This is a genomic window from Pseudomonas sp. NPDC090203, assembly GCF_044746765.1.
Lineage (GTDB): Bacteria > Pseudomonadota > Gammaproteobacteria > Pseudomonadales > Pseudomonadaceae > Aquipseudomonas > Aquipseudomonas putida_AD.
Genome location: NZ_JBIVCV010000001.1, coordinates 40,633 through 66,228 on the forward strand (window position 1 = coordinate 40,633; position 25,596 = coordinate 66,228).

Below are 25,596 nucleotides of genomic sequence, written 5' to 3' on the forward strand. Positions count from 1 at the left end.
TTGCCGGTAACTCTCGTCCCGTTGATGATCCATCTTTTGGCTCCCTGCCTGCCGCCTTCGACGGATCGACCATGCCTGCCCAACTCAAACGCCGCCTGTTCATCTTTCTCGTGGTGGTCCTGCTGATCGCCCTCGCCTTTTTCGCCCAGTGGTATTTCAAGGGGCGGTTCGTCGAAACCACTGACAACGCCTACGTGCAGGGCGAGATCACGCGGATTTCCAGCCAGTTGGGGGCGCGTGTCAGCGAGGTGCTGGTGCAGGACAACCAGCACGTGGACAAGGGCCAGTTGCTGGTGCGCCTGGAGCCGGACGATTTCCGCCTGGCCGTCGAACGGGCCCAGGCCACCCTCGCGACCCGTGAAGCCGAGCGGGTGCAGGCACAAAGCAAGCTGACCCAGCAATCGAGCCTGATCGCCGCCAGTGACGCGCAGGTGCAGGCCAACCAGGCCACCCTGGGGCGCACGCAACTTGACCTGGCGCGCCTGCAAAAGCTGCGCAAGCCGGGCTTTGTGTCGGAAGCACAGGTCACCACCATGACCGCCGACAGCAGCGTCGCCCGTTCTCAGGTCAGCAAGGCCCAGGCCGATGCCCAGGGGCAGCGCCAGCAAGTGATGGCCCTGAGCGCCGAGATCAAGCGCCTGGACGCACAGATCGCCAGCGCCCGCGCCGATCTCGCCCAGGCTGAAATCAATTCCCGTCGCACTGAAATCCACTCGCCCATCAGCGGCATGATCGGCCAGCGCGCCGCGCGCAACGGCCAGTACGTGCAGGGCGGCGCCTACCTGCTGTCCATCGTGCCCGACGAGGACATCTGGGTGCAGGCCAACTTCAAGGAAACCCAGATCGAACACATGCAGATCGGCCAGCGCGCCGAGCTGACCTTCGACAGCTTCCCCAGCACGCCGATCCAGGGCCGGGTCGACAGCCTGTTCGCAGCCTCCGGTGCGCAGTTCAGCCTGCTGCCGCCGGACAACGCCACCGGCAACTTCACCAAGGTCGTGCAACGCATACCGGTCAAGCTCACCTTTGCGCCGGACAACCCGCTGCACGGCAAGATTCGCCCCGGCATGTCGGTGACCGTCGCGGTGGACATCAAGCCTGCGCACGAGGCCGACAGTGGCCGGTGACGAGCTGATCCGCCCGGTCGGCGAACCGACCCGGCGCGACTGGATCGCGGTGATGAGCGTGATGCTCGGCGCCTTCATGGCGGTGCTCGACATCCAGATCACCAACTCCTCGCTCAAGGATATTCAGGGCGCGCTGTCAGCCACCCTGGAAGAAGGCTCGTGGATTTCCACGTCCTACCTGGTGGCGGAAATCATCATGATCCCGCTCACCGCCTGGCTGGTGCAGTTGCTCTCGGCCCGCAGGCTGGCGGTGTGGGTGTCGCTCGGGTTCCTGGCCTCGTCGCTGCTGTGTTCCATGGCCTGGAGCCTGGAAAGCATGATCGTATTCCGCTCCATGCAGGGCTTCACCGGTGGCGCGCTGATTCCGCTGGCGTTCACGCTGACGCTCATCAAACTGCCCGAACATCATCGCGCCAAGGGCATGGCCCTGTTCGCCATGACCGCCACCTTCGCCCCGTCCATCGGCCCGACCCTGGGCGGCTGGCTGACGGAAAACTTTGGCTGGGAGTACATCTTTTACATCAACGTGCCACCGGGGCTGGTGATGATTGCGGGACTGATGTACGGCCTGGAGAAGAAAGCGCCGCACTGGGAGCTGCTCAAGAGCACTGACTACGCCGGCATCGTCACCTTGGGTGTGGGATTGGGCTGCCTGCAGGTGTTTCTCGAAGAAGGCCACCGCAAAGACTGGCTCGAATCGAGCCTGATCGTCACCCTGGGCAGCATCGCCCTGCTCAGCCTGATCGCCTTCGTGATTATCCAGTTCTCCAAGGACCGGCCGCTGATCAACCTGGGCATCCTCGGCAATCGCAATTTCGGCCTGTCGAGCATTTCCAGCGTCGGCATGGGGGTGGGATTGTACGGCTCGGTCTACCTGCTGCCGCTGTACCTGGCGCAGATTCAGGGCTACAACGCCCAGCAGATCGGCGAGGTCATCATGTGGATGGGGATCCCGCAGCTGTTCCTGATCCCGCTGGTGCCGCAATTGATGAAAATCATCCCGCCCAAGGTGCTGTGCACGCTGGGGTTCGGCCTGTTCGGCGCAGCGAGCTTTCTCTCGGGGGTGCTCAACCCGGACTTTGCCGGGCCGCAGTTCAACCACATCCAGATCGTCCGCGCGCTGGGCCAGCCGATGATCATGGTCACTATCTCGCTGATTGCCACGTCCTACATCCAGCCTCAGGACGCAGGTTCGGCCTCCAGCCTGTTCAACATCCTGCGCAACCTGGGCGGCGCCATCGGCATCGCGCTGCTGGCCACCTTGCTCGATGCACGGACCAAGACCTACTTCGACTACCTGCGCGAATCCATCTCCCCGGCCAACCCGCAGGTCGCCGAACGCCTGGCGCAACTCACCGACCGCCTGGGCAACGAAACTGCTGCGCTGGGCAAGCTCAGCGAAATCACCCACCAACAGGCCGCGATCATGGCCTACAACGACGCCTTCCATTTCGTCGCGCTGGCGTTGGGGATCAGCATGGTGGCGGTGATGCTGACCAAGAAATTGCCTGTGGGGATCAAGGCGGGTGAGGCCCACTGAAGGAGCCATGGGGGTGTGCGCAGGGCTTTTTGTATCGCTCTGTGTACAGCCATTCCAGAGATACATCCACCCGCATTCACGCCCGATCCCGGACACAGACCCGATACACCTGCACGGTTTACTAGGCACGTCGAACAGCGCAGCCCACTTCAACGGCGACGCTAACCAAACCTTGAAAACCCATTGCAGGAGTTCACACCATGAAACGTCAGATCCTTCTCAGCATCGCCCTGTCTGTCCTGGCCGCCAACGTGTTTGCCGCCGATGGCGCAGAGCACCTCAAGCAGTACCAGGGCGCCCAGATCAGCGCCCCGGTCACACAGGAGCAGGTCGCCGCTGATGGCGCCGATCACCTGAAAGCCTTCCAGACCGCATCGGTGACCTTCGACGCGAAGAACGCCGAAACCGTGGCCGAGGTGCGCTCGGAGTTCGGTTCGCAATTTCAGCGGTATTGATCGAGCTTGGGCGGCGACCTCCAGTACGCCCCCGCCGGCAAGCCGTGCTGCTACGGGTTTGCGGTGAACGCTACCTGCGCGACTCTGTAGCAGTCCGGCTTGCCGGCGTGACGACCTCAAGATCGCTGTCGCCGGCAAGCCGGACTGCTACGGGTTATGCGGTGAACACGGCCCCCCCTTCCCCATCAACTCGCCGACACCAGTTTCAACCCGATAACACCCGCCAGAATCAGCAGGATGCACAGCACGCGCAACGGAGCTGCGCTGTCGCCGAGCAGGGCCATGCCGACGATCGCGGTGCCGGCCGCGCCGATGCCAGTCCAGACGGCGTAGCCGGTGCCCACCGGTAGCGTGCGCAAAGCCATCGACAGCATGATCACGCTCGAAACGCCTGCGCCCACGGTAAACAGCGCCGGGGTCAGGCGAGTGAAGCCTTCAGACGCTTTCATCGCCAGGGCAAATCCGATTTCCAGAAGCCCGGCCAGACTCAGTAAAACCCATGCCATGTTCGTATACCCGCAAGGCGACCCGCCGGGCACGATGCCGGCGAGCGATGGAAGGTGCGGTGACCACACACAGGCGGTGCGATCACCCAGGTGTCAGGCGTTGACCGCAGCCGGTGCCGGGCGGAAAGCCACGCCGAAGCGGTTGAAGGCGTTCATCAGGCCGATGGCATAGGTCAGGTCAGCCAGGCCCTTGTCGCCGAACTCGGCCAGCGCCGCCTGGTAGTCGGCATCCGGAACGCCGGTTTCGGCGACGCGAGTGACGGTTTCGGCCCAGGACAGTGCAACCTGCTCACGCGCGGTGAACAGTTGGCCGGCGTCATGCCAGATCGGCACCAGCACCAGTTTCTCCACGCTCAGGCCTTGCTTGAGCAGGTCGCGGGAGTGCATGTCGATGCAGAATGCGCAGCCGTTGATCTGGGATACGCGCAAGTAGACCAGGTCAACCAGTTCCTTGGCCAGCCCACACTGCAGCACTGAACCGTAGACGTTGCCGAAGGCTTTGTAGATGTCTGGCGACACGGCGGAATAGTTGATGCGATTGCTCATGAAATTGCCTCGAAGGGGCTGAATGGAGGCGCCATGTTCGAGTGTCTTGGCCCAGCGCTAAAGGTCCAAGATCTGCATTTCGGACTGGTCCATTGATGCCCGGACTTGGCCCAGTCGATCTGTCGGTTCTTGGCTCTTTTGGCTGGGGCATGGGCCGCTTACCGTGTAGGTCCGATTTACCTCCATCAAGAGTCAGACATGAACATCCTGCACGTAAGCTGTAGTCCCCGGGGACCTGCGTCCGAGAGCAGTCGCCTGGCCCGCAACATCATCGAGCGCCTGTTGAACCGCGAACCGTCGGCCCAGGTGGTAACCCGGCTTGTCGGCGGCGAGAACCTGCCTCATGTCGATGGCAGCTACGCGACGTCCCAGCAGTCCACCGCCGATGTGTCAGAAGGCGGTTCCCTGGCGTTGTCCGACCAGCTTATCGCCGAGGTGGAACAGGCCGATGTGCTGGTCATCAGTACCCCGATGCACAACTTCAGCCTGCCATCGGCCCTGAAAGCCTGGATCGATCACGTTGCCCGGGTGCGCCGTACGTTCACCATCAGCGCCCAAGGCAAGACCGCCCTGCTGCCGGACCGGCCCGTGTACATCGCCATCGCGTCCGGAGGGCGGTTTTCCGGAGAACGTGCGCGACAGCCGGACTACCTGACGCCGTATCTGCGCGACGTGCTGAACATGATCGGCCTGCACGATTTGAGACTCTTCTCGGTACAAGGCACCGCAATGGGACCCCAGGCCATCGACGAAGCCAGGAACCAGGCCGATGAAGCACTGCACGCACACTTCGCCTCGTCCCGATATGCCTGATCGAAACTGGCCTGCATTGGCGCAAGCGGTGCCGGTCGCCCACAATGGGATGCCGTGCAGCCTGCCCACGACACGCCTGTGAGTACGCCATGACATCGTCCGCCCAGCGTTTTTCGCCCCTTGACCCTGCGTCCACGGAGCCGATCTACCGGCAGATTTACTGGCGCGTTCGCACCGCCATCGGTGAAGGCGTGCTCAGCCCCGGCGAGCGCGTGCCTGCTGCCCGGGCATTGGCCAAGGAACTGGGACTGGCCAGGGGCACCGTCGATTCCGCCTATGCCCTGCTGACCGCCGAAGGCTACCTGCAGACTCGCGGGCAGGCCGGGACGGTGGTCAGCGCAGGCGTGGCTTCACAGGTGCTCAAAGCATCGCAACAGGTCCGGGCTGCCTACGAAAGCCCGTCAGTACGGGACAGGCCGCCACTGCTCCCGTTTCAGATGGCAGTGCCGGCGCTGGATGCATTCCCGCGCAAGATCTGGGCGCAGATCGGCGCCCGCTGCGTGCGCGCCACCCGCTTGCAGGACATGGCCCACCCCACCGCGTATGGCCTGGAATCCCTGCGCACGGCCATCGCCGGTTACCTGCATATGTCCCGAGGCATCGACTGCACCTCGGCGCAGGTATTCGTGACCGCAGGCTATCGCAACACCCTGACACTGATCGCTCAGGCGTTGCTCACACCCGGCGACAAAGTGTTCGTCGAGGATCCGGGGTACCTGCCGACCCGGCAATTGCTCGGCCACTTGGGCATGCAGCCGGTACCGATCGCCGTGGACGGCGACGGCCTGATCGTCGCCCAGGTCGTGAGCGCGCCACTCATGGCCCGGGCTGCCGTGGTGACGCCCGCGCATCAGAGTCCGCTGTGCGTTTCGCTTTCCCTGCCCCGCCGCCTGGCGCTGCTGGACTGGGCCCGCGAGCACGACGCCTGGATTGTCGAGGATGACTATGATGGCGAGTACCGCTACGTCAGCCGTCCGCTGCCGGCGCTCAAGAGCCTGGACCGTCACGCACGGGTGCTGTACGCAGGAACCTTCAGCAAGGTGCTGTTTCCCGGAATTCGTATCGGCTATCTGGTGGTCCCTGCTGCACTGGTCGAACGCTTCGAGCAGGTCGGTCAACTGTTTCTCGGCCACTGTCCGGAGCTGACCCAGGCCATCGTCGCCACCTTCCTGACCGAGGGGCACTTCGCCCGGCATATCCTGCGCATGCGCAAGCTTTACGCCGAGCGTCGGGAGGCCACGGCCAGAGGCCTGCAGAGCGTGTTGGGCGAGCAGATCCGGATCGACGCACAGCCCGGCGGCATGCATCTGATTTTGCGGTTTAACGGGGATCAGTCCGACATAGCCTTGGCCGAACGCCTGCGTCAGGCAGGGATTTATGCCGAGGCGCTGAGTGAATGGAGCATCGCCAGCACCAGGGCACAAGGCCTGTTGCTGGGCTTCGCCAACATCGAATCGCAGGCTGCAGCCGAGCAACTGGGCGAGCGCATTCTGGCGCTGCTGTCACAGACCCCTTCCGAACCCTGAGCAAGGATCATCATGAGCCTCAAGAGCATTGCAGTATTTTCCGGTTCCAACTTCGGTTTCAGCCCGGCGTATGCCCAAGGGGCGCAAGCGCTGGGCCGGGAGATCGCCCGACGTGGCCTGCGCCTGGTCTACGGCGGCACCGACAAGGGGTTGATGGGGGTGATGGCCGACACGGTACTGGCCGAAGGCGGCGAAGTGGTCGGTATCATCACCGAGCGGTTGTTTGGACTCGGGCACCTGCACAGCCGATTGACCCGCCATGAAGTCACCCCGGACATGCGCAGCCGCAAGGCCCGCATGAGTGACTGTGCCGACGCCTTCATCGCCCTGCCGGGAGGCCTTGGCACTTTCGAAGAGCTGTTCGAGGTAGCCACGCTGACCCAACTGGGCGAGCACAGCAAAGCCTTGGGCTGCCTGAACGTCAATGAATTCTTTACCCCGGTGCGCACCCTGCTCGCGCATTCGGTCAGCGAAGGTTTCATGAAGGTCGAGCACAGCGAGATGCTGATCTTCGCTGCCGAGCCCAGCGCATTGCTCGACGCCCTTGAGCAGTGGCAGGCCCCTACCGTGAACAAATGGATCGATCCGGCTTGCGCAGCGATCTAGAGGACGCCCCCGCCGGCAAGCCGCGCTGCTACGGGTCCGCTGTGAACCCTACCTCCACGACTCCGTAGCAGCCGGGCTTGCCCGCGGGAGCGATCTTGAGAACGCCTCACCCGTAGACCTCAGCGCGCCGGTTGCCAGTCATCCGGCACCACGGCGATCACGTCGATCTCCATCAGCCACTGCGGTTGCCCCAACCCGGAAATCACCAGCCCCGTGGAAATCGGGAACACGCCCTTGAGCCACTTGCCGATCTCCTGATACACCGGCTCCCGATAGCGCGGGTCGATGATGTAAGTGGTGGTCTTGACGATGTGCGACAGGTCCGAGCCCGCCTCTTCCAGCAACTGCTTGACGTTCTTCATCGCCTGCTCGGCCTGGGCACGCGGATCACCCAAGCCGACCAGGTTGCCCTCGAAATCGGTGCCGATCTGGCCGCGCACGTAGATGGTGTTGCCGGCGCGAACCGCCTGGCAAAGGTCATTGTCCAGCGACTGATTGGGATAGGTTTCCTTGGTGTTGAACATGCGAATGCGGGTATGGGTCGGCTGTGCCATGTGAGATTCCTTGAACAGGTGATAATCGCCGCGCCGGGGTTAACCTATGAGCGCGGATGACAAGATTCAGGCGCTGACGACGGACGCCACCACTGGAACAACCTCCAGCGCCTTGCGCTCGGCTGCATCGCGATAGGTCAGGTACTGGCGCTGGGTGGCGATGTGGTCGGCCACGTATTTGGCGTCGTGCCACACGCCCCAGATAAACGACGACCCGCGCCGCGACTGCCATGGCAGGCCGAGGAAATAGATGCCGGGTTCAGTCGACACGCCGCGCTGGTGCTGCGGTTTGCCCTTGGCGTCGAACGCATCGACCTTCAGCCAGCTATGGTCCGTGGCAAAGCCGGTCGCCCAGATGATCGTGGTGATCCCGGCCTTGGCCAGGTCCAGTTCAAGCAGCGGGTTGCGCACGCATTCCGGATCCGGGAACACGCGGCGCGCTTCAGGCTCCAGGGGCAGGTCCAGGCCGTTGCGTTCGATGTAGGCATCGGCTGCGTCAAGCACGGCCAGGTAGTTTTCGTCGCCCCGCGCCAGGTTCTCGGCCAGGTCCGGCTGAAAGCTGACCACGCCGTTGTCGAACGAACGGGTCACGCCCACCAGCTTCATGCCGCGCTGGGCCAGCTCGCGAAAGTCCACGGTACGCCCGCCGTGGGCGCCACTGACCGCGATGGTCACGTGCTCCCTGCCCGGCTTCATCGCCGCTTGATCCCACTCGCCAAGCACCCCCAGCCACCAGCAGAAATCCCGGTTGCGATAGGCCCGCGGTGGCCGGTCATGCTGGCCCACCGAGAGATAGACCTGTCTGCCGGCGCGCTGCAATTCATCGGCGATCTGCGTTCCGGAAGATCCGGCCCCGACCACCAGCACCGCGCCTTCGGGCAGTTGCTGCGGGTTGCGGTATTGCGCGGAATGAATCTGCGTCAGGCGTTCGTCCTTGGGGGCAATGGCCGGGATCACCGGGCGCTGGAAAGGCCCTGTGGCCACCACCACGCGACTGGCGGCAATCACGCCTTCGGACGTCTCGACCGTGAAACCTGGCCGACCGACATTGCGCGTCACCTTGCGCACTTCGACACCTGTGCGGATGGGCGCCTTGAACTTGCGCGCATAGGCTTCGAAATAAGCGGCGACCCGCTCCTTGGACGCGAAGGCATCAGGACTCAGGTCGTCGAATTCCAGCCCCGGAAAACGATCGTGCCAGGCCGGCCCGTTGGCGACCAGCGAATCCCAGCGCCCGGTGCGCCAGGCTTCGGCAATCCGGTTGCGTTCAAGGACCAGGTGCGCAATGCCCAGTTTGCTCAAGTGCTCGCTCATGGCCACGCCAGCCTGACCTGCGCCTACCACGAGCGTATCGATGTCTATGTTTGCAGCTGTCATACCTGTGTCCTTCACGAAGGCGGGTGTGGGCGCATTCTGTGCAGGATCAGGGGATAGCGAAATTATGATTTTTGTCGTCGCAGAGCAGGAAAAAGCTAGGGGGATGGGCCGCACACCCGACGCAGCCTCGCGCCGGGCGTTCTGCCTGAACGTTACTTTCGCGCCTCCAGGATCAGATTGAAGGGGGTCTCGGCCGCACGCCTGAAGTGGGTGAAACCTGCCTGGACAAACACACCACGCAGCCGGGTCTCACCGGCTTGCGCGCCCAGCCCGAGGCCGACCTCCTGAGACAGCGAATTGGGCGTGCAGATGAAGGTCGAGGCGGCGTAAAACAGGCGCCCGACGGGGTTGATGTTCTGATCGAGGCTGTCATTGGCGTAGGGCTCGACCAGCAACACCGTGCCGTCCGGCTTCAGCGACTGGTAGGCGTGCCTGGCTGCACCGACCGGGTCGCCCATGTCGTGCAGGCAATCGAAATAGCACACCAGGTCGTAATCCTTGCCGGGGTAATCCTTCGCCGTGCCCTGGGCGAAGTTCACGCGATCGCTGACACCGCCTTCTCTGGCGCGGTCCGTGGCAGTGGCGATGGACGGCTCGTGGTAGTCGAAGCCGTCAAACTGCGAGGCTGGAAAGGCCTTGGCCATGACGATGGTCGAGGCACCGTGGCCACAGCCGATATCGGCCACTTTCGCGCCCGCTTCAAGCTTGGCAACCACGCCGTCCAGCGCCGGCAGCCAGTGGCCGACCAGAAAGCTTTTGTACCCCGGCCTGAAGAAGCGCTCGGTGCCGCTGAACATGCACGGATGGTGATCGCCCCAGGCCAGCGCGCCGTCACCGCGCATGGCGGCCACCAGTTTGTCCTTGTCGTGGAACATCGACGCCACCACCATGATGCCGCCCGCGACGTACACCGGAGAATCCTCGATGGCCAGGGCCAGCGCCTGTTCTTCGGGCAGCACGAATTGCCCGTCATGATGCTCCATGTAGCCCGATGCCACGTGGGCACTGAGCCATTCCTTGATCAGTCGGGGGTTGCAGCCGGTGCGGCTGGCGAGCGTGTCGGGTGTCACCGGCTGGCTGTCGGCCATGGCCTTGTACAGCCCCAGTTCGTCGCCGAGGATGACATTGGCGAGCATCGCCGCAGCGCCCATGTCGGACACCAGCCTGCCCATGAATTCCTGAAGTTTGGCCTCGTCCATTTCCTGCCCTCCTGTAGGAAGGCCATCGTCGGCACGGGCATTGGCGGACCTGAAAGCTGCTGGCGGTGGCCAGATGATCTTGGCCCCGGTTGGGGAAGGCCTGTAAGTCTAGACCCTGAGCGAAGGCAGCATAGACCTGCGGTCAGCTCACTCGCTCAACATGCCATGGCAGATCAACCCCAACACACTGCGCATGTGCCTGGCGTGGGCCTCGCGGTCAGGTTCGCCCTCGGTCGCCAGACGAATGAAGGCCAGGTTGGCGTACTGGTTGAACAGGGTCGCCGCGACCTCGACGTCAACTGACGGGCGAACCTTGCCCAACTGCTGGAAATGCACCAGCAACGACCGAGCAGCCTCGACCACCGCCGCGTTCCATGGCCCGAAGGCTTCGGCCAACTCGCCGGTGAACAGATACGGCGCCAGCTCTCGCCAGAGCGAGGCCGGCATGGCCTGGAGCTGATAGCGCGTCATCAGGCCTTCGAGTTCGCACAGGGCCTCCAGCGGGTCTGAGTTTTCACCCAGGTTGGCCCGCGCCTCGCTCATGGCCTGCTCGTCCGGGGCCTTCAGCAGTGTGAGCAGGATCTCCTGCTTGCCGCCGAAGTAGTTCACCACCGTAGGCGCCGACACCCCTGCCTGGCTGGCGATCTGCTCAAGGGTCGTGGCGGCGAAGCCATTGGCCTTGAACAAGGCAAGGGCGGCCTGGGCGATGTCGTGGCGACGCTGCTCTTTCTGCCTTTCTCGCAATCCGGTCATGGGGGCTCTGGCATGGGGAATCGTAGCGGTCAGGTTACGGAATCCGCTTTTTCTCCACAAATATTTTCTTTACAAAAATATTTTTAGCTGACAAAACTTATTACACAACACAGCCCGCACCCCTACCGAAGGGCGCCGTCAGCCAGGAGAAGCGTCATGTCCATCGAACTTGATACCGAACGCAACAGCAGCCGCAGCACAAGCGACTATCAGGCGTCCGATGCCGCCCACCACATTCACGCATTCGTTGACCAGAAAGCCCTCAACGAAGAAGGCCCGCGCGTGATGGTCAGAGGCGAACGGCTGGCGCTGTGGGACAACGATGGCAAGCGCTATCTGGACGGGATGTCGGGCCTGTGGTGCACCAACCTGGGTTATGGCCGCAAGGATCTGGCCGCGGCGGCCAGCGCCCAGCTTGAGCAACTGCCCTACTACAACATGTTCTTCCACACCACTCACCCGGCGGTGATCGAGCTGTCCGAGCTGCTGTTCAGTCTGCTGCCGCCCCACTACAGCCACGCGATCTACACCAACTCCGGTTCCGAGGCCAACGAAGTGCTGATCCGCACCGTGCGCAAGTTCTGGCAGGTGATGGGCAAGCCAGAGAAGAAGGTCATGATTGGCCGCTGGAACGGTTACCACGGCTCGACCCTGGCGGCGACGGCGCTGGGCGGCATGAAGTTCATGCATGAAATGGGCGGCACCATCCCGGACGTCGCTCACATCGACGAGCCCTACTGGTTCGCCCACGAGGGCGACCTGAGCCCCGAAGAGTTCGGCCTGCGCGCGGCTCGCCAACTGGAAGACAAGATCCTGGAACTGGGCGCCGACAAGGTCGCCGCCTTTGTCGCCGAACCCTTCCAGGGCGCAGGCGGCATGATCATCCCGCCTGCGACCTACTGGCCGGAAATCCAGCGCATCTGCCGCAAATATGACGTGTTGCTGTGCGCCGATGAGGTGATCGGCGGCTTCGGGCGTACCGGCGAGTGGTTCGCCCACCAGGCCCTGGGGTTCGAGCCTGACACCCTGTCCATCGCCAAGGGCCTGACCTCGGGCTACATCCCCATGGGCGGCCTGATACTGTCGCGGCGCATGGCCGAGGCCCTGGTGGAGAAAGGCGGCGTGTTCGCCCATGGCCTGACCTACTCCGGACATCCCGTGGCTGCGGCTGTGGCCATCGCCAACCTCAAGGCCCTGCGCGACGAAGGCGTGGTCACCCAAGTGAAGAACGACACCGGACCGTATCTGCAGACCTGCCTGCGCGAGGTGTTCGGCAATCATCCGCTGGTGGGCGAGGTTCAGGGTGTGGGGCTGGTGGCGGCGTTGCAGTTCGCCGAAGACAAGGCCACGCGCAAGCGCTTCGCCAACGAGAACGACATCGCCTGGCGCTGCCGCACCATTGGTTTCGAGGAGGGCATCATCATCCGCTCGACCCTGGGCCGCATGATCATGGCCCCGGCGCTGATCGCCACCCGTGCCGAGCTGGACGAACTGGTGGACAAGACCCGCATCGCCGTGGACCGCACCGCCCGGGAGTACGGCCGCCTTTAATCCTGCTGAGAAGTTTTTAGGTAATCAGGCTCCACAAAAAACCTCGTTTCGCAGGCGCCAGCGCATCTGGAGAATGCAGCCATGTCCCATTCCGCGCCCCGGCAGATTCAGTTGCACTGCCGGAGCGCGGGATGGCAGGTCAGGACGAAACAGGACGAACACACCATGACGTTTTCCATCGTCGGCCGCTGCGCCGAAACCGGTCAACTGGGCATCGCCATCAGCTCCTCCAGCATTGCCGTCGGCGCCCGCTGCCCCTGGCTGCGGCCTGGGGTCGGCGCTGTCGCCACGCAGAACATCACCCTCCCGGCCCTCGGCCCGCAAGTGCTGGATCAGATGGAGAGCGGCCTGTCGCCCGCCCAGGCGCTGGACCAGGCACTGACCCGCAATGGCTACAGCCAGTTTCGCCAGCTCACCGCCATCGACCACCTGGGCCAGACCGCGCACTTCAGCGGCAGCCAGACCCTGGGCACGCACAACGCGATCTCAGGGGATCAATGCGTAGGCGCAGGCAACATGCTGGCTGACCGCGCCGTGATCGAAACTCTGGTGCAGACCTTCGAAAACAGCGGCGGCCAGCTCGCCGACCGGTTGATCGCAGCCATGCAGGCTGCGGTGGCCGCCGGGGGTGAAGCAGGCCCGGTGCATTCGGCGGCCCTGGTGGTGGTGGGTGAGCTGACCTGGCCGATCATCGATTTGCGCGTCGACTGGGCAGACCAGGACCCCATCGGCAAGCTCGCGCAGTTGTGGGCCGACTACCGCCCGCAGATGCAGGACTACATCACCCGCGCACTGGATCCGACCAAGGCCCCGAGCTATGGCGTGCCGGGCGATGAGTGACGTCATCCGCAGCAAGGAACTGCTGGCCACCCTGGTGGGTTTTGACACCACCAGTCGTGAGTCGAACCTGCAACTGATCGAATTCGTGCGCGATTATCTGGCGCAGTTTGATGTGCCCTGCGAGCTGATCTACAACGACACGCGCAGCAAGGCCAACCTGTTCGCCACCATTGGCCCTGCGGATCGTCCGGGCATCGTGCTGTCCGGCCACACCGATGTGGTGCCGGTGGACGGTCAGCCCTGGACGGTGGCGCCGTTCGAATTGAGCGAACGTGACGGCAAGCTGTTCGGACGCGGCACAGCGGACATGAAAGGCTATATCGCCTGCGTCCTGGCAGCGGTGCCTGCCCTGCTCGCCGCGCCGTTGCGGATGCCGGTGCACATTGCGCTGTCCTATGACGAAGAGGTCGGCTGCCTGGGCGTGCGCTCGCTGCTCGCCGAGCTTGAGCGGCGCCCGGTCAAGCCACTGCTGTGCATCATCGGTGAACCTACCGAACTCAAGCCCGTGCTCGGGCACAAGGGCAAGCTGGCGATGCGCTGCGACGTGCATGGCGCGGCCTGCCATTCGGCGTACGCGCCCCAAGGGGTGAATGCCATCGAATACGCGGCCGAACTGATCGGCGAACTGGGGCGCATCGGCACCGGGCTGCGCAGCCCTGAGCGGCACGACGCTCGCTTCGATCCGCCCTTCACCACCGTGCAGACGGGCGTCATCAGCGGCGGCAAGGCGTTGAACATCGTGCCTGCCGATTGCCGCTTCGATTTTGAAGTGCGCGCCCTGCCCGCCGACGATCCGCTGCAGGTTGCCCGGCAATTGCAGCAATACGCGACAGAGCAGGTGCTGCCGCGCATGCAGGCGGTGCACCCCGAAACCGATATCCGCTTCACGCAGTTGTCGGCCTATCCGGGTCTGGCCACCGATGCGAACAGCCAGGCGGCGCAGTTGATCGCACAGTTCTGCGGCTCGGACGCCTTCACCACCGTGGCCTTCGGCACCGAGGGCGGATTGTTCGACGCCATCGGCATTGCGACAGTGGTCTGCGGGCCAGGGAGCATGGATCAGGGCCACAAACCCGACGAGTTCGTCAGCGTCGCGCAGCTTGAGGCGTGCGATGCGATGCTGCAGAGAATCATCGAAAGCCTCCAGTCCCCCGCAATCCCGTAGCAGCCGGGCTTGCCCGCGGGGGCGGTGTGTCAGGCACCGCGATATCGAATGATCCACCGCTCCCGCCGGCAAGCCGTGCTGCTACGGGCTGCGGTGGTCGGTCATTTCGGCGCCAGTTCTTCCTGACAATAATCCACGAACAACTGCGCCGGCTTGGTCAATTGCGCGCGGCGCAGCCAGGCGGCCGACAGGCCCGACCCGGTGACCTGTTCGGCCAGCGGTACGCACACCAGTTTCTGCCCGTCATAGGTGTAGTCCGACGTAGGCCGGGTCACCAGGATCGAGAAGCCAAACCCGCGCCCCACCATGCCCCGGACCATCTCGATGGACGGCGAGCTGAACTGGATGTGCGGCGTCAGCCCGCGCTCTTCGAAGATGCTCACGAAGTACGTACGGCTCGGTTGCACATCCAGCAGCACCATGGGCTCAAGCACCAGATCATTGAGCGACACCTTTGCCTGATGGGCGAAGCGATGGCCCTCGGGCAACAGCGCGTAGGGCTGCTGCGGCGCCATCAGCGACACGGTGTCGATGGTGCTGTCCAGATCGTGCTCGTAGAGAATCGCCAGGTCGATGCTGCCCGACGTCAGCGCCTGCACCAGCTCCTGTTGCTCGCCATCGCGAATGCGGATTTCCACCCCGGGCCAGCGGTCCCTGAAGCCTGCGATCAGGCGCGGCAAATACAAGGGCGCAACGGTCTCGAAACAGCCGATGTCGATCTGCCCGGCCACCACGTCGTTGTCGGCCAGGGCATTCTGTTCGAACTCGTGAGCCACCCGCAAAAGCTCCTGCGCCTTGCGGTAGAAGCGCGCGCCGCTGGGCGTCAGCGACACCCCCTGGGCGTGGTGGCGGATGAACAGCTGCACGGCAAAGCTTTCTTCCAGGTGCTTGATCGCGGTCGAGACCGACGGCTGGGCGATGTAGAGCTTGCGCGAAGCCTCGGCAACGCTGCCGCACTCCACCGTGGTGACGAAATACTTGAGTTGTCGCAGGTTGTAGGCTGCCATTGCTACCTCAAACTTGATTGAACCGTGACCCGGATCGTGCGTTATTCTGCGACGTCAGAGGTTTGGGAGAAACAAGCAAATTCCTCACCATTGAGGCTAAAAAACCTGCCCCGCCCTGCTGTAAGAATGTGGTGCACGACAGCACCAGCGTAGTGCGTAACTGGCGAGTTTTTTTATCGATAGCGAAGACATTTTTCCTCATTTCCTGGCCTCCCCACATCCTCCACTATCGGCACCACGGATAACTGACATGGCCCACAGAGGCCATCGGGGAGTGAGCAGTGACGGACTTGAAAAGCTGGCAGCGCCTGGCACAAAACCAACGCTTGATCGATACGGCCAACATCGCGGGCAAGAGCCACCAGGCGCTGAGCGGTGAGACCTTCGCCGTGATCAACCCGGCCACCAACGCACTGCTGGCCAAAGTTGCGGCCTGCGCGGACGCCGATGTGGACCTCGCCGTGCGCGCCGCTCGCAAGAGCTTCGCCACTGGCCCCTGGGCACGCATGCAGCCACGGGAGCGCAAGGCGACGCTGCTGCGCTTGTCCGAGCTGATTCTGGCCCATCGTGCAGAACTGGCGCTGCTCGACTCCCTGAGCATGGGCAAGCCGGTGATGGACGCTTTCAACATCGACGTGCCCGGCGCTGCCCATGTGTTCGCCTGGTACGCCGAAAGCCTGGACAAACTCTACGATCAGGTCGCGCCGACCGGCCCCGGCACCCTGGCCACCATCACCCGGGCGCCGCTGGGGGTGATCGCCGCCGTGGTGCCGTGGAACTTCCCGCTGGACATGGCCGCCTGGAAACTCGCACCCGCGCTGGCAGCGGGCAACAGCGTGATTCTCAAACCTGCCGAGCAATCGCCGTTCTCTGCTCTGCGCCTGGCCGAACTGGCGCTGGAGGCCGGGGTGCCCGAAGGCGTGTTCAACGTCGTCACGGGCCTGGGCGAGCAGGCAGGTCGCGCCCTGGGTCTACACCCGGACGTTGACGCGCTGGTGTTCACAGGCTCCACCCAGGTCGGCAAATACTTCATGCAGTACGCCGGGCAATCGAACCTCAAGCAGGTGTGGCTCGAATGCGGCGGCAAGAGCCCGAACCTGGTGTTCGCCGATTGTCAGGACCTGGATCTGGCCGCCGAAAAGGCCGCGTTCGGGATCTTCTTCAATCAGGGTGAGGTCTGCTCGGCGAACTCGCGGCTGCTGGTGCAGCGTTCGATTCACGATGAGTTCGTCGAGCGCATAATCGACAAGGCCAAACAATGGCAACCCGGTGACCCGCTGGATCCGGCCAGCAAGATGGGCGCTATCGTCGACGCCACTCAGGCGGCACGGGTGATGGATTACATCACCGATGCCGGCGCCAGTGGCGCTCAGTTGGTGGCGGGCGGTGATCGGGTGTCGATCAACGGGTCGGACAATTTCATCCAGCCCACGCTGTTCACCGGCGTGACCTGCGACATGCGCCTGTCTCGCGAAGAGGTGTTCGGTCCGGTGCTGGCGATCACTCCGTTCGATGATGAGGATCAGGCGGTGCAGATGGCCAACGATCACATCTACGGCCTGGCGGCGTCGGTCTGGAGCGACGACCTCAACCGCGCCCACCGCGTGGCCAGCCGCCTGAATGCAGGGACGGTGTCGGTCAACACGGTGGACGCGCTGGACGTCTGCGTGCCCTTCGGCGGCGGCAAGCAATCGGGCTTCGGCCGCGACCTGTCGCTGCACTCGTTCGACAAATACACCCAATTGAAGACCACCTGGTTTCAGTTGCGCTAATCCCCGTAGCAGTCGGGCTTGCCGGCGTCGGCGATCCCAAGGACGCCGTCGCGGGCAAGCGCGCTCCTACAGGGTTGAGGTCCGACCTATACCCGTAGCAGTCCGGCTTGCCGGCGTCGGCGGCCTCATGATCGCCGTCGCCGGCAAGCCGGACTGCTACGCGAATGGCGGCGCGTTTCAACTTCCGAGTACCCCACCATGAACACCGAATACGACTACATCATCGTCGGCGCCGGGTCGTCCGGTTGCGTGTTGGCCAACCGGCTGAGCGCGGATCCGTCCGTGCGCGTGTGCCTGATCGAAGCCGGCGGCCATGACAACAGTCTGCGCATCCAGACGCCCGCCGGGACCATCACGCTGTACAAGAGCCGCAAATACAGCTGGAATTTCTTCTCGGCGCCGCAGAAAAACCTCAACGGCCGCTCCCTGCACACCCCGCGTGGCAAGGCGCTGGGCGGCTCTAGCTCGATGAACAGCATGATCTACATCCGTGGTCACGCCAGCGATTACGACCGCTGGGCACAGGCCGGTTGCCCCGGCTGGGACTGGAACGGCGTGCTGCCGTTCTTCAAGAAGTCAGAGAACAACCGCCTGGGCCAGGACCCGCGTCTTCACGGCACCGCCGGCGAGTTGCATGTCGAGGCGGCGCGAGATCCCAATCCGGTGTCGCGGCTGTTCGTCAAGGCGGCGCAGCGGGTGGGCATTCGGCACAACGACGACTTCAACGGCGAACATCTGGAAGGTTGCGGCCTCTACAACCTCACCCAGAAAAACGCCCGACGGCTGTCGAGTTATCGCGCGTTCGTCGCCCCCGTGCTGGAGCGCCCTAACCTGACGATCATCACCGACTGCACTGTGCAATCGGTGATGATCGAGCAACGGGTCGCCAAGGGCGTGAAGGTGGTGTGCGACGGTCAGCCGATGGCATTGAAGGCTCGGCGCGAAGTGATTCTGTCGGCAGGCTCCTTAGGCAGCCCGAGTCTGTTGCTGGCCTCGGGGATAGGCCCGGCGAGCGATCTGCGCAACGCAGGCATCAGGGTCGAGCATGACCTGCCGGGCGTCGGCAAGAACCTGCAGGATCACCTCGACGGACTGGTGACCGTACGCTCGAAAAGCCCGGTGACGCTGGGGTTTTCCCTGGGCTCGCTGCCGAGCATTCTGCTCTCGCCGTTGCGTTACGTGGCGCGCAGGAAGGGCTGGCTGACCACCAACTACGTTGAAGCCGGAGGCTTCGCCCGCACGCCATTGGCTGACTCGCTGCCCGATGTGCAATTCCACTTCGTGCCGGGCTATCGCAGCCATCGCGGGCGGCTGTTCGAATGGGGCCATGGCTATGCCGTGCACACCTGCGTGCTGCGCCCCAAGAGCATCGGCGAAATCCGTCTGGGGCGGGATGGGAAGCCAGTGATCGACTTCAATTTCCTGTCCGATCCCGAGGACGCGAAGGTATTGGTGGAGGGGTTGAAGCTTGCGCGCAAGATCCTCGCCGATCAGTCGTTCGACGAGATACGCGGCAAGGAGATGCTGCCCGGCGCGCAGGTGCAGACCGATGAGCAGTTGATGACCTACGTGCGCGACTACTCCGCCACCGTGTTCCACCCGGTGGGCACCTGCAAGATGGGCACCGATTCGATGGCGGTGGTCGATCCCGAATTGAAGGTGCATGGCATCCAGGGCTTGCGCGTGGTCGATGCCTCGATCATGCCGACGCTGATCAGCGGCAACACCAACGCGTCGTGCATCATGATCGGCGAGAAAGCCGCGCACATCATCCTGCGCCCCGCATCCCCGGCCACGTCGCACGACAATCACATCCTCGCCACCGCGCCACAAACCCCGTAACAGGTCACTCATGAAAATTTCTGTGGGAGCGGGCTTGCCCGCGAATGCGTCCGGTCTGATACATCGAGGGTGATCGAACCACCACCATCGCGGGCAAGCCCGCTCCCCCAGAATTTCATACACCGCGTGTTTATGGGGCATTTCAACCCGCTCTCGCCCCACCTTCGCGCACGATTTTTACCCCAGTTTTTTCCTCATCAGGGACCACATATTTACTAATTTTCCTATCCCTCGACATCGGCCAACATCAACTTCGCCCCACAGAGGCAAAAGGTCCGTCAGAGGCCACAAGCGTTGTCTGTTTTTGGCGTCTAGCCCCACTGCCCCGTGAATAACGATTTTAAAAAACACCAATCCGGGAGTGCTCCATGATCAAGTCTTTCGTATCGCGTTGTGTGCGTCCGCTGGCCGTGACGGCCCTGGCTGCCGGCATTGCCAGCGGCGCCCAGGCCGGCACCCTGTCCATCGGTCATACCACCTGGGTCGGCTACGGCACCCTGTACCTGGCTCAAGACCTTGGCTACTTCAAGGAACAGGGCCTGACCGTCGAACTGCCGACCATCGAAGAGGCCTCGATGTACATGGCCGCCCAGGCCTCCGGCCAGTTGTCCGGCTCGGCCTCCACCATCGATGAAATCCTCAAGTACCGCCCGCAATTCTGCTTCAAGGCCGTGGCCGCACTCGATGAAAGCCACGGCGGCGACGGCGTGCTGGTGGGCAAGGACGTGACCAGCCTCAAAGACCTCAAGGGCAAGGCCGTGGCCGTCAACGAAGGTTCGGTCTCGCAATTCTGGCTCAACTACCTGCTGAAAAACGCCGGCATGAAGATGAGCGACCTGACCATCCAGAACATGACCGCCGACGACGCCGCCACCGCTTTCATCGCCGGGCGCGTGCCTGCCGCCGTGACCTGGGAGCCGCACCTGACCGGCGTGCGCAACAAGCAGCAAGGCAAGGTGCTGGTGGACAGCAGCTCGACCCCCGGCGTGATCGTCGATGTGGTGGCCCTGAGCTGCGAGGTCATCGAGAAACAGCCACAAGACGTCAAGGCCCTGGTGGCCGGTCTGTACAAGGCCGTGCAATACACCAAGGACCATCCGAAAGAGGCCTACGCGATCATGGCCAAGGGCGTCGGTGGATACCTGGCCGATCCGAAGGAGCTGGAAGCCGCGGCCAAGGGCGTGCGCTTCTATGACCAGGCCATGAGCGAAAAACTGCTGGGCAGCAACGGCACCAGCGGCGATGCGGCGGACGTCATCAAGCTGGCAAACGAAACCGCCAGCGAGCTGCAGGGCAAGCCGTTCAACGTCAGCTTCAACGAGCTGGTCGACAACCGTTACATCAGCCCGAAATAATTTCAGGAGCACGTCATGTCCAAGCGCAATTCGTGGCTCAACCGCTGCCTCACGCCCAAGACCAGCCTGCCGGTGCAGGTGATCTGGAGCGCCAGCGGCCTGGCCTGGGCCCTGCTGATCGGCCTGTGGGCGATCCTTTCCTACGGCGGCGTGGTGCCGGCGATGTTCCTGCCCACGCCCGGGGCTGTGTTCGACGCAGCCATGCGCCTGGCCCATGACGGCACCTTGGGGCCGCACGTGTGGGCCAGCGTCGAGGTGGTGATGGTCGGCTTCATCATCTCCTCGGTGGTGGCCGTACCCATCGGTCTGATGATGGGCAGCTTCCGGGTGGTGCAGGCGTTTCTCGAACCGTTGGTGAACTTCATCCGCTACCTGCCCGTGACCTCCTTCGTGCCGCTGTTCATCCTGTGGATCGGCATCGGCCTGGAGCAGCGTGTCTCCATCATCATCTTCGGTGTGTTCTTCCAGCAACTGGTGATGATTGCCGACGTCTCCAAGGGCATCTCCAAAGACCTGATAAACGCCTCCTACACCCTGGGCTCCAGCCGCACCGATGCCGTGCTGCACGTCATCGCGCCGGCCTCACTGCCCGGTGTGCTCGACACCCTGCGGGTGACCATGGGCTGGGCCTGGACCTACCTGGTGGTGGCCGAACTGGTTGCGGCTTCCAGCGGCCTGGGCTACCTGAGCCTCAAGGCCATGCGCGGCTTTCAGGTTGACGTGATTTTCCTGGCGATCGCTGTCATCGGCCTGTTGGGCCTGATTACCGATCAACTTTTCCGACTTCTTCGCCTGAAGGTGGCCGCATGGGCTCAGTAACCGCAACCTCACCGCTCCGTCTGCAGCCGATGCCAGTGCCAGCGCCTGCCACGCCGCGTCTGCGGGTGGACAACGTCACGCTGCAATACAAGACCCCATCGGGCAGCACCTTCACCGCGCTGGACAAGGTCAGTTTCGATGTGCCCGACCAGCAGTTCGCTGTGCTGGTTGGCCCGTCGGGCTGCGGCAAGTCGAGCCTTCTGTACCTCACCGCAGGCCTTGCCGAACCGACTTCGGGGGACATCTATGTCGGCGGCCAGCAGGTAGACGGCCCCGGAGCGGACCGCGGCATGGTGTTCCAGGGCTACACCCTGTTCCCCTGGCTGACCGTGCGCAAGAACATCGAGTTCGGCCTCAAGCGCCGTGGCATGCCTGCCGCCGAACGCAAGGAGATCGTCGAGTTCTACCTCAACGAAGTGGGCCTGCTGCGCTTTGCCGACAACTACTCCAAGCAACTGTCGGGGGGCATGATGCAGCGCGTGGCCATCGCCCGCGCTCTGGCCAACGACCCGCAGATCCTGTTGATGGACGAACCGTTCGGCGCCCTCGACAGCCAGACCCGCCTGCACATGCAGCAATTGCTGCTCAAGGTCTGGGAGCACAGCAAGAAGACCGTGCTGTTCGTCACCCACGACATCGACGAGGCCATCCTGCTGGGCGACCGCATCTTCGTCATGGGCGCGCGCCCCGGCCGGATCAAGGAAGTGCTCGACGTGCCCATGGGCCGTCCGCGCAACCTGGACATGGTCATGGACCCGGAATTCATCCGCATGAAGCGCAACATCTTCCACCTGCTGCACGACGGCCCCGAAGAGCATCTGGATTGAACCCGACGGGCGCAACGGACGCGCCCTCTCCGACACTTTGGTATGACCGCGCGTAATGCCTCGCAGTGCTAGAGTTGCGCATCACTCTCGCCGTTCACGAGGTACATCGGATGAAAATCGGTTTCCTGGGTCTGGGCAACATGGGTCAGGCCATCGCCACCAACTTGCTCAAGGGCGGCCATCAACTGCTGGTCTGGAACCGCTCGCCCAAGGCCACTGAGCCTTTGGTGGAACTCGGCGCGCAGGCTGTCGCCGAGCCGGCCCAGGCGTTCGCTGCCGACGTGGTGTTCAGCATGCTGGCCGACGACAAGGCCCTGCGTTCGGTGCTGATCGATTCCGGGTTGCTCAAGCAACTCAAGGCGCCGCTGATCCACGTCAACCTGGCGACCATCGCCGTCACCTTCGCCGACGAACTGGCCGGGCTGCATCAGGCCCAAGGCGTCGAGTACATCGCCGCACCGGTGATGGGCCGCCCCAATGTCGCCGCTGCCGCGCAACTGAACATCCTCGCGGCCGGGCCTGAAACAGCCATCGACAAGGTACAGCCGCTGCTTGATCTGATCGGGCGCAAGACCTGGCGCTTGGGCGAGAAAGCCTCCGCCGCCAATGCAATGAAGCTTGCGACCAACTTCCTGCTGGTGTCAGCGGTGCAGGCCATGAGCGAGGCGTCGGTGCTGGTCACCCGCCACGGCCTGAAATCGGCGGATCTGGTGGACCTGGTGTCCAGCACCATCTTTACCGGGCCGGTCTATTCCGGCTACGGCGCGCTGATCGGTGAACGCCGCTACGAACCCGCCGCATTCAAGGCCGTGCTGGGCCTCAAGGACGTGGACCTGATCCTCGCCGCCGCCAGCCAGGTGTCGGTGCAGATGCCCAGCGCCGACATGATCCGCGCCAACCTCAAGGATGCCGTCGATCACGGCGACGGCGAGAAAGACCTGGCCGTGCTGGCCGAGGTCGAGGAACGGCGCAACCCGGTTTAGCTCAGGCGTCGTCGTCCTTCTCGCTGTGCACGACCACCAGCAGTTGCGCCTGCACCTCGCCCACTGAGCGCAGTCTGTGAGGTTTCTGCGCGTTGAAGTGCAGTGCGTCGCCGCGTTCGAGAATCACCCGTTCGTTCATGAAGTCCACCTCGACGCGGCCTTCGTGGACGAACAGAAACTCCTCGCCCACGTGCTCCTTGAAGGTGGTGCCGGCGAATTCGGCGGGCGGCGACATCATGAACGGCAGCAGGTTGCGGTCACTGACCTGATGGGCCAGCACCGCATAGCTTGAGCCCTGCTCGCTGTTGGTCAGCAGGCGGCGCTGGTCGTGGCGCACCAGGCTGTAGCCATCGATGTTCGCCTCGCTCTCGCTGAACAGGTCCTCGACATTGACGTGCAGGGCCTTGGCGAGCTTCAGCGCAGCGGCAATCGAGGGCGTGTTCAGGCCACGCTCGACCTTGGACAGGTAGCTCTTTGTCATGCCGGAGCTTTCAGCCAACGCCTCCAGCGTGACCCCCATTTTCTTGCGCAGCAGCTTCAAACGAATGGACATGGATAAAGACTTTTTCCGTCGAACGGCAAAATTATGCATTGCCAATGACACTTTGTGTCATTAGGATTGTTTTGTGTCATTTCAAACCCTGAAAGCCCTCTCACCGGCCTTCACCCGAATGACCCCGACCTTAGCTGCAGAGGACCCTGCAATGGCCACCACTCTGGAACTCTCGAAAGAACACCTCATCTCGCGTTCCAACGCAAAGATGGATACTACGTTAAAAGACAACACCTGGACGATCCGCCAGAAGCTGGCGCTGACCTGCCGCATCCTGTTCGACAACGGACATGACTCAGGCCTGGCCGGCCAGATCACCGCCCGCGGCGAGCAACCGGGCACGTTCTACACCCAGCAACTGGGCCTGGGCTTCGATGAAATCACCGCCAGCAACCTGCTGCTGGTCAACGAAGACCTCGAAGTGCTCGAAGGCCACGGCATGCCCAACCCGGCCAACCGCTTCCACACCTGGGTCTACCGCGCCCGCCCGGACGTGCAGTGCATCATCCACACGCACCCCACGCACATCGCTGCATTGTCGATGCTCGAAGTGCCCCTGGCCGTCTCGCACATGGACCTTTGCCCGCTCTACGACGACTGCGCCTTCCTCAAGGACTGGCCCGGGGTGCCGGTGGGCAACGAAGAAGGCGAGATCATCTCCGCCGCCCTGGGCGACAAACGCGCGGTGCTGCTCTCCCACCACGGCCAGTTGTCCACCGGGAGCACCGTGGAAGAAGCCTGCGTGATTTCGGTGCTGATCGAGCGCGCTGCCAGGTTGCAGTTACTGGCGATGTCGGCGGGTGAAATCCAGCCCATCCCGCCTGCCCTTGGCAACGAAGCCCATGACTGGATTTCCCGGCCACGACGCCACGCCGCCGCTTTCAATTACTACGTGCGCCGCACCCTGCGCCAGCACGTCGACTGCCTCGCCTGACCCCATCGAAATCTGGAGCACTGCACATGTCTACCCCTGATATCCACGGCATCATCGGCTACACCATCACCCCGTTCAGCGCTGACGGCACCGGCCTTGACCTTGCCGCCCTGGGCGCTTCCATCGACCGCATGATCGAAGGCGGCGTGCACGCCATCGCGCCACTGGGCAGCACCGGCGAAGGCGCCTACCTGAGCGACGCCGAATGGCAGGAAGTCGCCGAATTCAGCACTGGCTACGTCAACAAGCGGGTACCCGTGATCGTCAGCGTGTCCGACCTCACCACCGCCAAGGCCATCCAGCGGGCCCGTTTTGCCGAAGCCCGCGGCGCCGATGCGGTGATGGTCTTGCCGGCCTCGTACTGGAAGCTCAGCGAGAAGGAAATCCTGCAGCACTACCAGGCCATCGGCGACAGCATCGCAACGCCGATCATGCTCTACAACAACCCGGCCACCAGCGGCACCGACATGTCGGTGGACCTGATCCTGAAGATCGTGCGTGCGGTGGAAAACGTGACCATGGTCAAGGAGAGCACTGGCGACATCCAGCGCATGCACAAATTGCAGCAACTGGGCGAAGGTCAGATACCGTTCTACAACGGCTGCAACCCGCTGGCGCTGGAGGCTTTCGTGGCCGGGGCCAAGGGCTGGTGCACCGCGGCGCCGAACCTGATTGCCGCACACAACCTCGACCTCTACGACGCCATTCTCGAAGGCGATCTGTCGCGGGCGCAGGAATCGTTCTACCGGCAGTTGCCGATGCTGGAGTTCATCCTCAAGGGCGGATTGCCGGCGACGATCAAGGCCGGCCTGGGCATGACCGGCCTGGAAGCCGGCGCCCCGCGCCTGCCGGTGTTCCCGCTCGAGGAACAGGCGCGCTCGCAACTGCAAAAACTGCTGGCTGACCTGCGCTGACAGCGCGGCTGGATGCCCGGCTGACGAGTCGG

25 protein-coding genes are annotated in these 25,596 nt (G+C 63.5%); 17 read left to right on the forward strand and 8 right to left on the reverse strand.

What is annotated here, in order from left to right; genetic code table 11:
- Nucleotides 1-71 precede the first annotated feature (71 nt).
- The 3 genes from ACIPO9_RS00210 (at nt 72) to ACIPO9_RS00220 (ending at nt 3,122) form a co-directional block, all read left to right on the forward strand.
- Entirely contained in the window at nt 72-1,127 is a 1,056-nt protein-coding gene (locus tag ACIPO9_RS00210; RefSeq protein ID WP_400778052.1) for an HlyD family secretion protein, read from the forward strand.
- A gap of 49 nt (nt 1,128-1,176) precedes the next feature.
- Nucleotides 1,177-2,667: a DHA2 family efflux MFS transporter permease subunit gene (locus ACIPO9_RS00215; protein WP_400778768.1), complete on the forward strand. Its 1,491-nt coding sequence runs from the start codon at nt 1,177-1,179 to the stop codon at nt 2,665-2,667.
- A gap of 200 nt (nt 2,668-2,867) precedes the next feature.
- Nucleotides 2,868-3,122, forward strand: coding sequence for a hypothetical protein (locus ACIPO9_RS00220; RefSeq protein WP_400609957.1), 255 nt, complete (start codon nt 2,868-2,870; stop codon nt 3,120-3,122).
- A gap of 185 nt (nt 3,123-3,307) precedes the next feature.
- On the opposite strand, the gene ACIPO9_RS00225 is transcribed toward ACIPO9_RS00220, so the two are convergent.
- Both ACIPO9_RS00225 and ACIPO9_RS00230 read right to left on the reverse strand, forming a co-directional pair.
- The gene (locus ACIPO9_RS00225) at nt 3,308-3,628 is read right to left on the reverse strand and encodes a multidrug efflux SMR transporter (protein ID WP_274130201.1); all 321 of its coding nucleotides are present in this window, start codon (nt 3,626-3,628) and stop codon (nt 3,308-3,310) included.
- A 93-nt stretch (nt 3,629-3,721) separates the two neighbouring features.
- On the reverse strand, nt 3,722-4,174 hold the full coding sequence (locus ACIPO9_RS00230; protein ID WP_400778055.1) for a carboxymuconolactone decarboxylase family protein: 453 nt from the start codon (nt 4,172-4,174) through the stop codon (nt 3,722-3,724).
- 198 nt (nt 4,175-4,372) lie between these two features.
- Between ACIPO9_RS00230 and ACIPO9_RS00235 the strand changes: the two genes are divergently transcribed.
- The 3 genes from ACIPO9_RS00235 (at nt 4,373) to ACIPO9_RS00245 (ending at nt 7,119) form a co-directional block, all read left to right on the forward strand.
- On the forward strand, nt 4,373-4,987 hold the full coding sequence (locus ACIPO9_RS00235; RefSeq protein WP_400778056.1) for an FMN-dependent NADH-azoreductase: 615 nt from the start codon (nt 4,373-4,375) through the stop codon (nt 4,985-4,987).
- Nucleotides 4,988-5,076: 89 nt separating this feature from the next.
- Entirely contained in the window at nt 5,077-6,513 is a 1,437-nt protein-coding gene (locus tag ACIPO9_RS00240) for a PLP-dependent aminotransferase family protein (RefSeq protein WP_400778058.1), read from the forward strand.
- A gap of 12 nt (nt 6,514-6,525) precedes the next feature.
- Nucleotides 6,526-7,119, forward strand: a complete 594-nt coding sequence (locus ACIPO9_RS00245; protein WP_400778059.1) for a TIGR00730 family Rossman fold protein — start codon at nt 6,526-6,528, stop codon at nt 7,117-7,119.
- A 119-nt stretch (nt 7,120-7,238) separates the two neighbouring features.
- Here ACIPO9_RS00245 and ACIPO9_RS00250 read toward each other — a convergent pair whose 3' ends face one another.
- The 4 genes from ACIPO9_RS00250 to ACIPO9_RS00265 form a co-directional block, all read right to left on the reverse strand.
- Nucleotides 7,239-7,673, reverse strand: a complete 435-nt coding sequence (locus ACIPO9_RS00250; RefSeq protein WP_400778062.1) for a RidA family protein — start codon at nt 7,671-7,673, stop codon at nt 7,239-7,241.
- 66 nt (nt 7,674-7,739) lie between these two features.
- Nucleotides 7,740-9,050, reverse strand: a complete 1,311-nt coding sequence (locus ACIPO9_RS00255; protein ID WP_400778065.1) for a flavin-containing monooxygenase — start codon at nt 9,048-9,050, stop codon at nt 7,740-7,742.
- A 152-nt stretch (nt 9,051-9,202) separates the two neighbouring features.
- Nucleotides 9,203-10,249, reverse strand: a complete 1,047-nt coding sequence (locus tag ACIPO9_RS00260) for a class I SAM-dependent methyltransferase (RefSeq protein ID WP_400778067.1) — start codon at nt 10,247-10,249, stop codon at nt 9,203-9,205.
- A gap of 147 nt (nt 10,250-10,396) precedes the next feature.
- Entirely contained in the window at nt 10,397-11,002 is a 606-nt protein-coding gene (locus tag ACIPO9_RS00265) for a TetR/AcrR family transcriptional regulator (protein WP_400778070.1), read from the reverse strand.
- 156 nt (nt 11,003-11,158) lie between these two features.
- On the opposite strand from ACIPO9_RS00265, the gene ACIPO9_RS00270 reads away from it, so the two are divergent.
- The 3 genes from ACIPO9_RS00270 (at nt 11,159) to argE (ending at nt 14,558) form a co-directional block, all read left to right on the forward strand.
- Nucleotides 11,159-12,553, forward strand: a complete 1,395-nt coding sequence (locus ACIPO9_RS00270; protein ID WP_400778073.1) for an aspartate aminotransferase family protein — start codon at nt 11,159-11,161, stop codon at nt 12,551-12,553.
- A gap of 165 nt (nt 12,554-12,718) precedes the next feature.
- On the forward strand, nt 12,719-13,393 hold the full coding sequence (locus tag ACIPO9_RS00275) for a DUF1028 domain-containing protein (RefSeq protein WP_400778075.1): 675 nt from the start codon (nt 12,719-12,721) through the stop codon (nt 13,391-13,393).
- Entirely contained in the window at nt 13,386-14,558 is a 1,173-nt protein-coding gene (gene argE / locus ACIPO9_RS00280; protein ID WP_400778077.1) for an acetylornithine deacetylase, read from the forward strand. The genes ACIPO9_RS00275 and argE overlap by 8 nt, the downstream gene beginning before the upstream one ends.
- Before the next feature lie 101 nt (nt 14,559-14,659).
- Here argE and ACIPO9_RS00285 read toward each other — a convergent pair whose 3' ends face one another.
- On the reverse strand, nt 14,660-15,565 hold the full coding sequence (locus ACIPO9_RS00285; RefSeq protein ID WP_400778079.1) for a LysR family transcriptional regulator: 906 nt from the start codon (nt 15,563-15,565) through the stop codon (nt 14,660-14,662).
- A 281-nt stretch (nt 15,566-15,846) separates the two neighbouring features.
- On the opposite strand from ACIPO9_RS00285, the gene ACIPO9_RS00290 reads away from it, so the two are divergent.
- The 6 genes from ACIPO9_RS00290 to ACIPO9_RS00315 all read left to right on the forward strand — a co-directional run bounded on the left by ACIPO9_RS00290 (nt 15,847) and on the right by ACIPO9_RS00315 (nt 23,163).
- On the forward strand, nt 15,847-17,337 hold the full coding sequence (locus ACIPO9_RS00290) for an aldehyde dehydrogenase (protein WP_400778082.1): 1,491 nt from the start codon (nt 15,847-15,849) through the stop codon (nt 17,335-17,337).
- A gap of 198 nt (nt 17,338-17,535) precedes the next feature.
- Nucleotides 17,536-19,179, forward strand: a complete 1,644-nt coding sequence (locus tag ACIPO9_RS00295) for a GMC family oxidoreductase (RefSeq protein ID WP_400778084.1) — start codon at nt 17,536-17,538, stop codon at nt 19,177-19,179.
- 368 nt (nt 19,180-19,547) lie between these two features.
- The gene (locus ACIPO9_RS00300; protein ID WP_274130217.1) at nt 19,548-20,534 is read left to right on the forward strand and encodes an ABC transporter substrate-binding protein; all 987 of its coding nucleotides are present in this window, start codon (nt 19,548-19,550) and stop codon (nt 20,532-20,534) included.
- A gap of 15 nt (nt 20,535-20,549) precedes the next feature.
- Nucleotides 20,550-21,353, forward strand: coding sequence for an ABC transporter permease (locus tag ACIPO9_RS00305; protein WP_274130219.1), 804 nt, complete (start codon nt 20,550-20,552; stop codon nt 21,351-21,353).
- Nucleotides 21,341-22,180 carry an ABC transporter ATP-binding protein gene (locus tag ACIPO9_RS00310; protein WP_400778087.1) on the forward strand — a complete coding sequence of 280 codons (840 nt, stop codon included), beginning with the start codon at nt 21,341-21,343 and terminating at the stop codon, nt 22,178-22,180. Before ACIPO9_RS00305 ends, ACIPO9_RS00310 begins: the two co-directional genes overlap by 13 nt.
- Nucleotides 22,181-22,245: 65 nt before the next feature.
- Entirely contained in the window at nt 22,246-23,163 is a 918-nt protein-coding gene (locus ACIPO9_RS00315) for an NAD(P)-dependent oxidoreductase (protein ID WP_400609985.1), read from the forward strand.
- A 1-nt stretch (nt 23,164) separates the two neighbouring features.
- On the opposite strand, the gene ACIPO9_RS00320 is transcribed toward ACIPO9_RS00315, so the two are convergent.
- Nucleotides 23,165-23,716: a helix-turn-helix domain-containing protein gene (locus ACIPO9_RS00320; RefSeq protein ID WP_274130225.1), complete on the reverse strand. Its 552-nt coding sequence runs from the start codon at nt 23,714-23,716 to the stop codon at nt 23,165-23,167.
- A gap of 151 nt (nt 23,717-23,867) precedes the next feature.
- Here ACIPO9_RS00320 and ACIPO9_RS00325 point away from each other — a divergent pair, with 151 nt between their 5' ends.
- Nucleotides 23,868-24,650, forward strand: coding sequence for an aldolase (locus tag ACIPO9_RS00325; RefSeq protein ID WP_274130227.1), 783 nt, complete (start codon nt 23,868-23,870; stop codon nt 24,648-24,650).
- A 26-nt stretch (nt 24,651-24,676) separates the two neighbouring features.
- Nucleotides 24,677-25,564, forward strand: coding sequence for a dihydrodipicolinate synthase family protein (locus ACIPO9_RS00330; RefSeq protein ID WP_274130229.1), 888 nt, complete (start codon nt 24,677-24,679; stop codon nt 25,562-25,564).
- Nucleotides 25,565-25,596 lie beyond the last annotated feature (32 nt).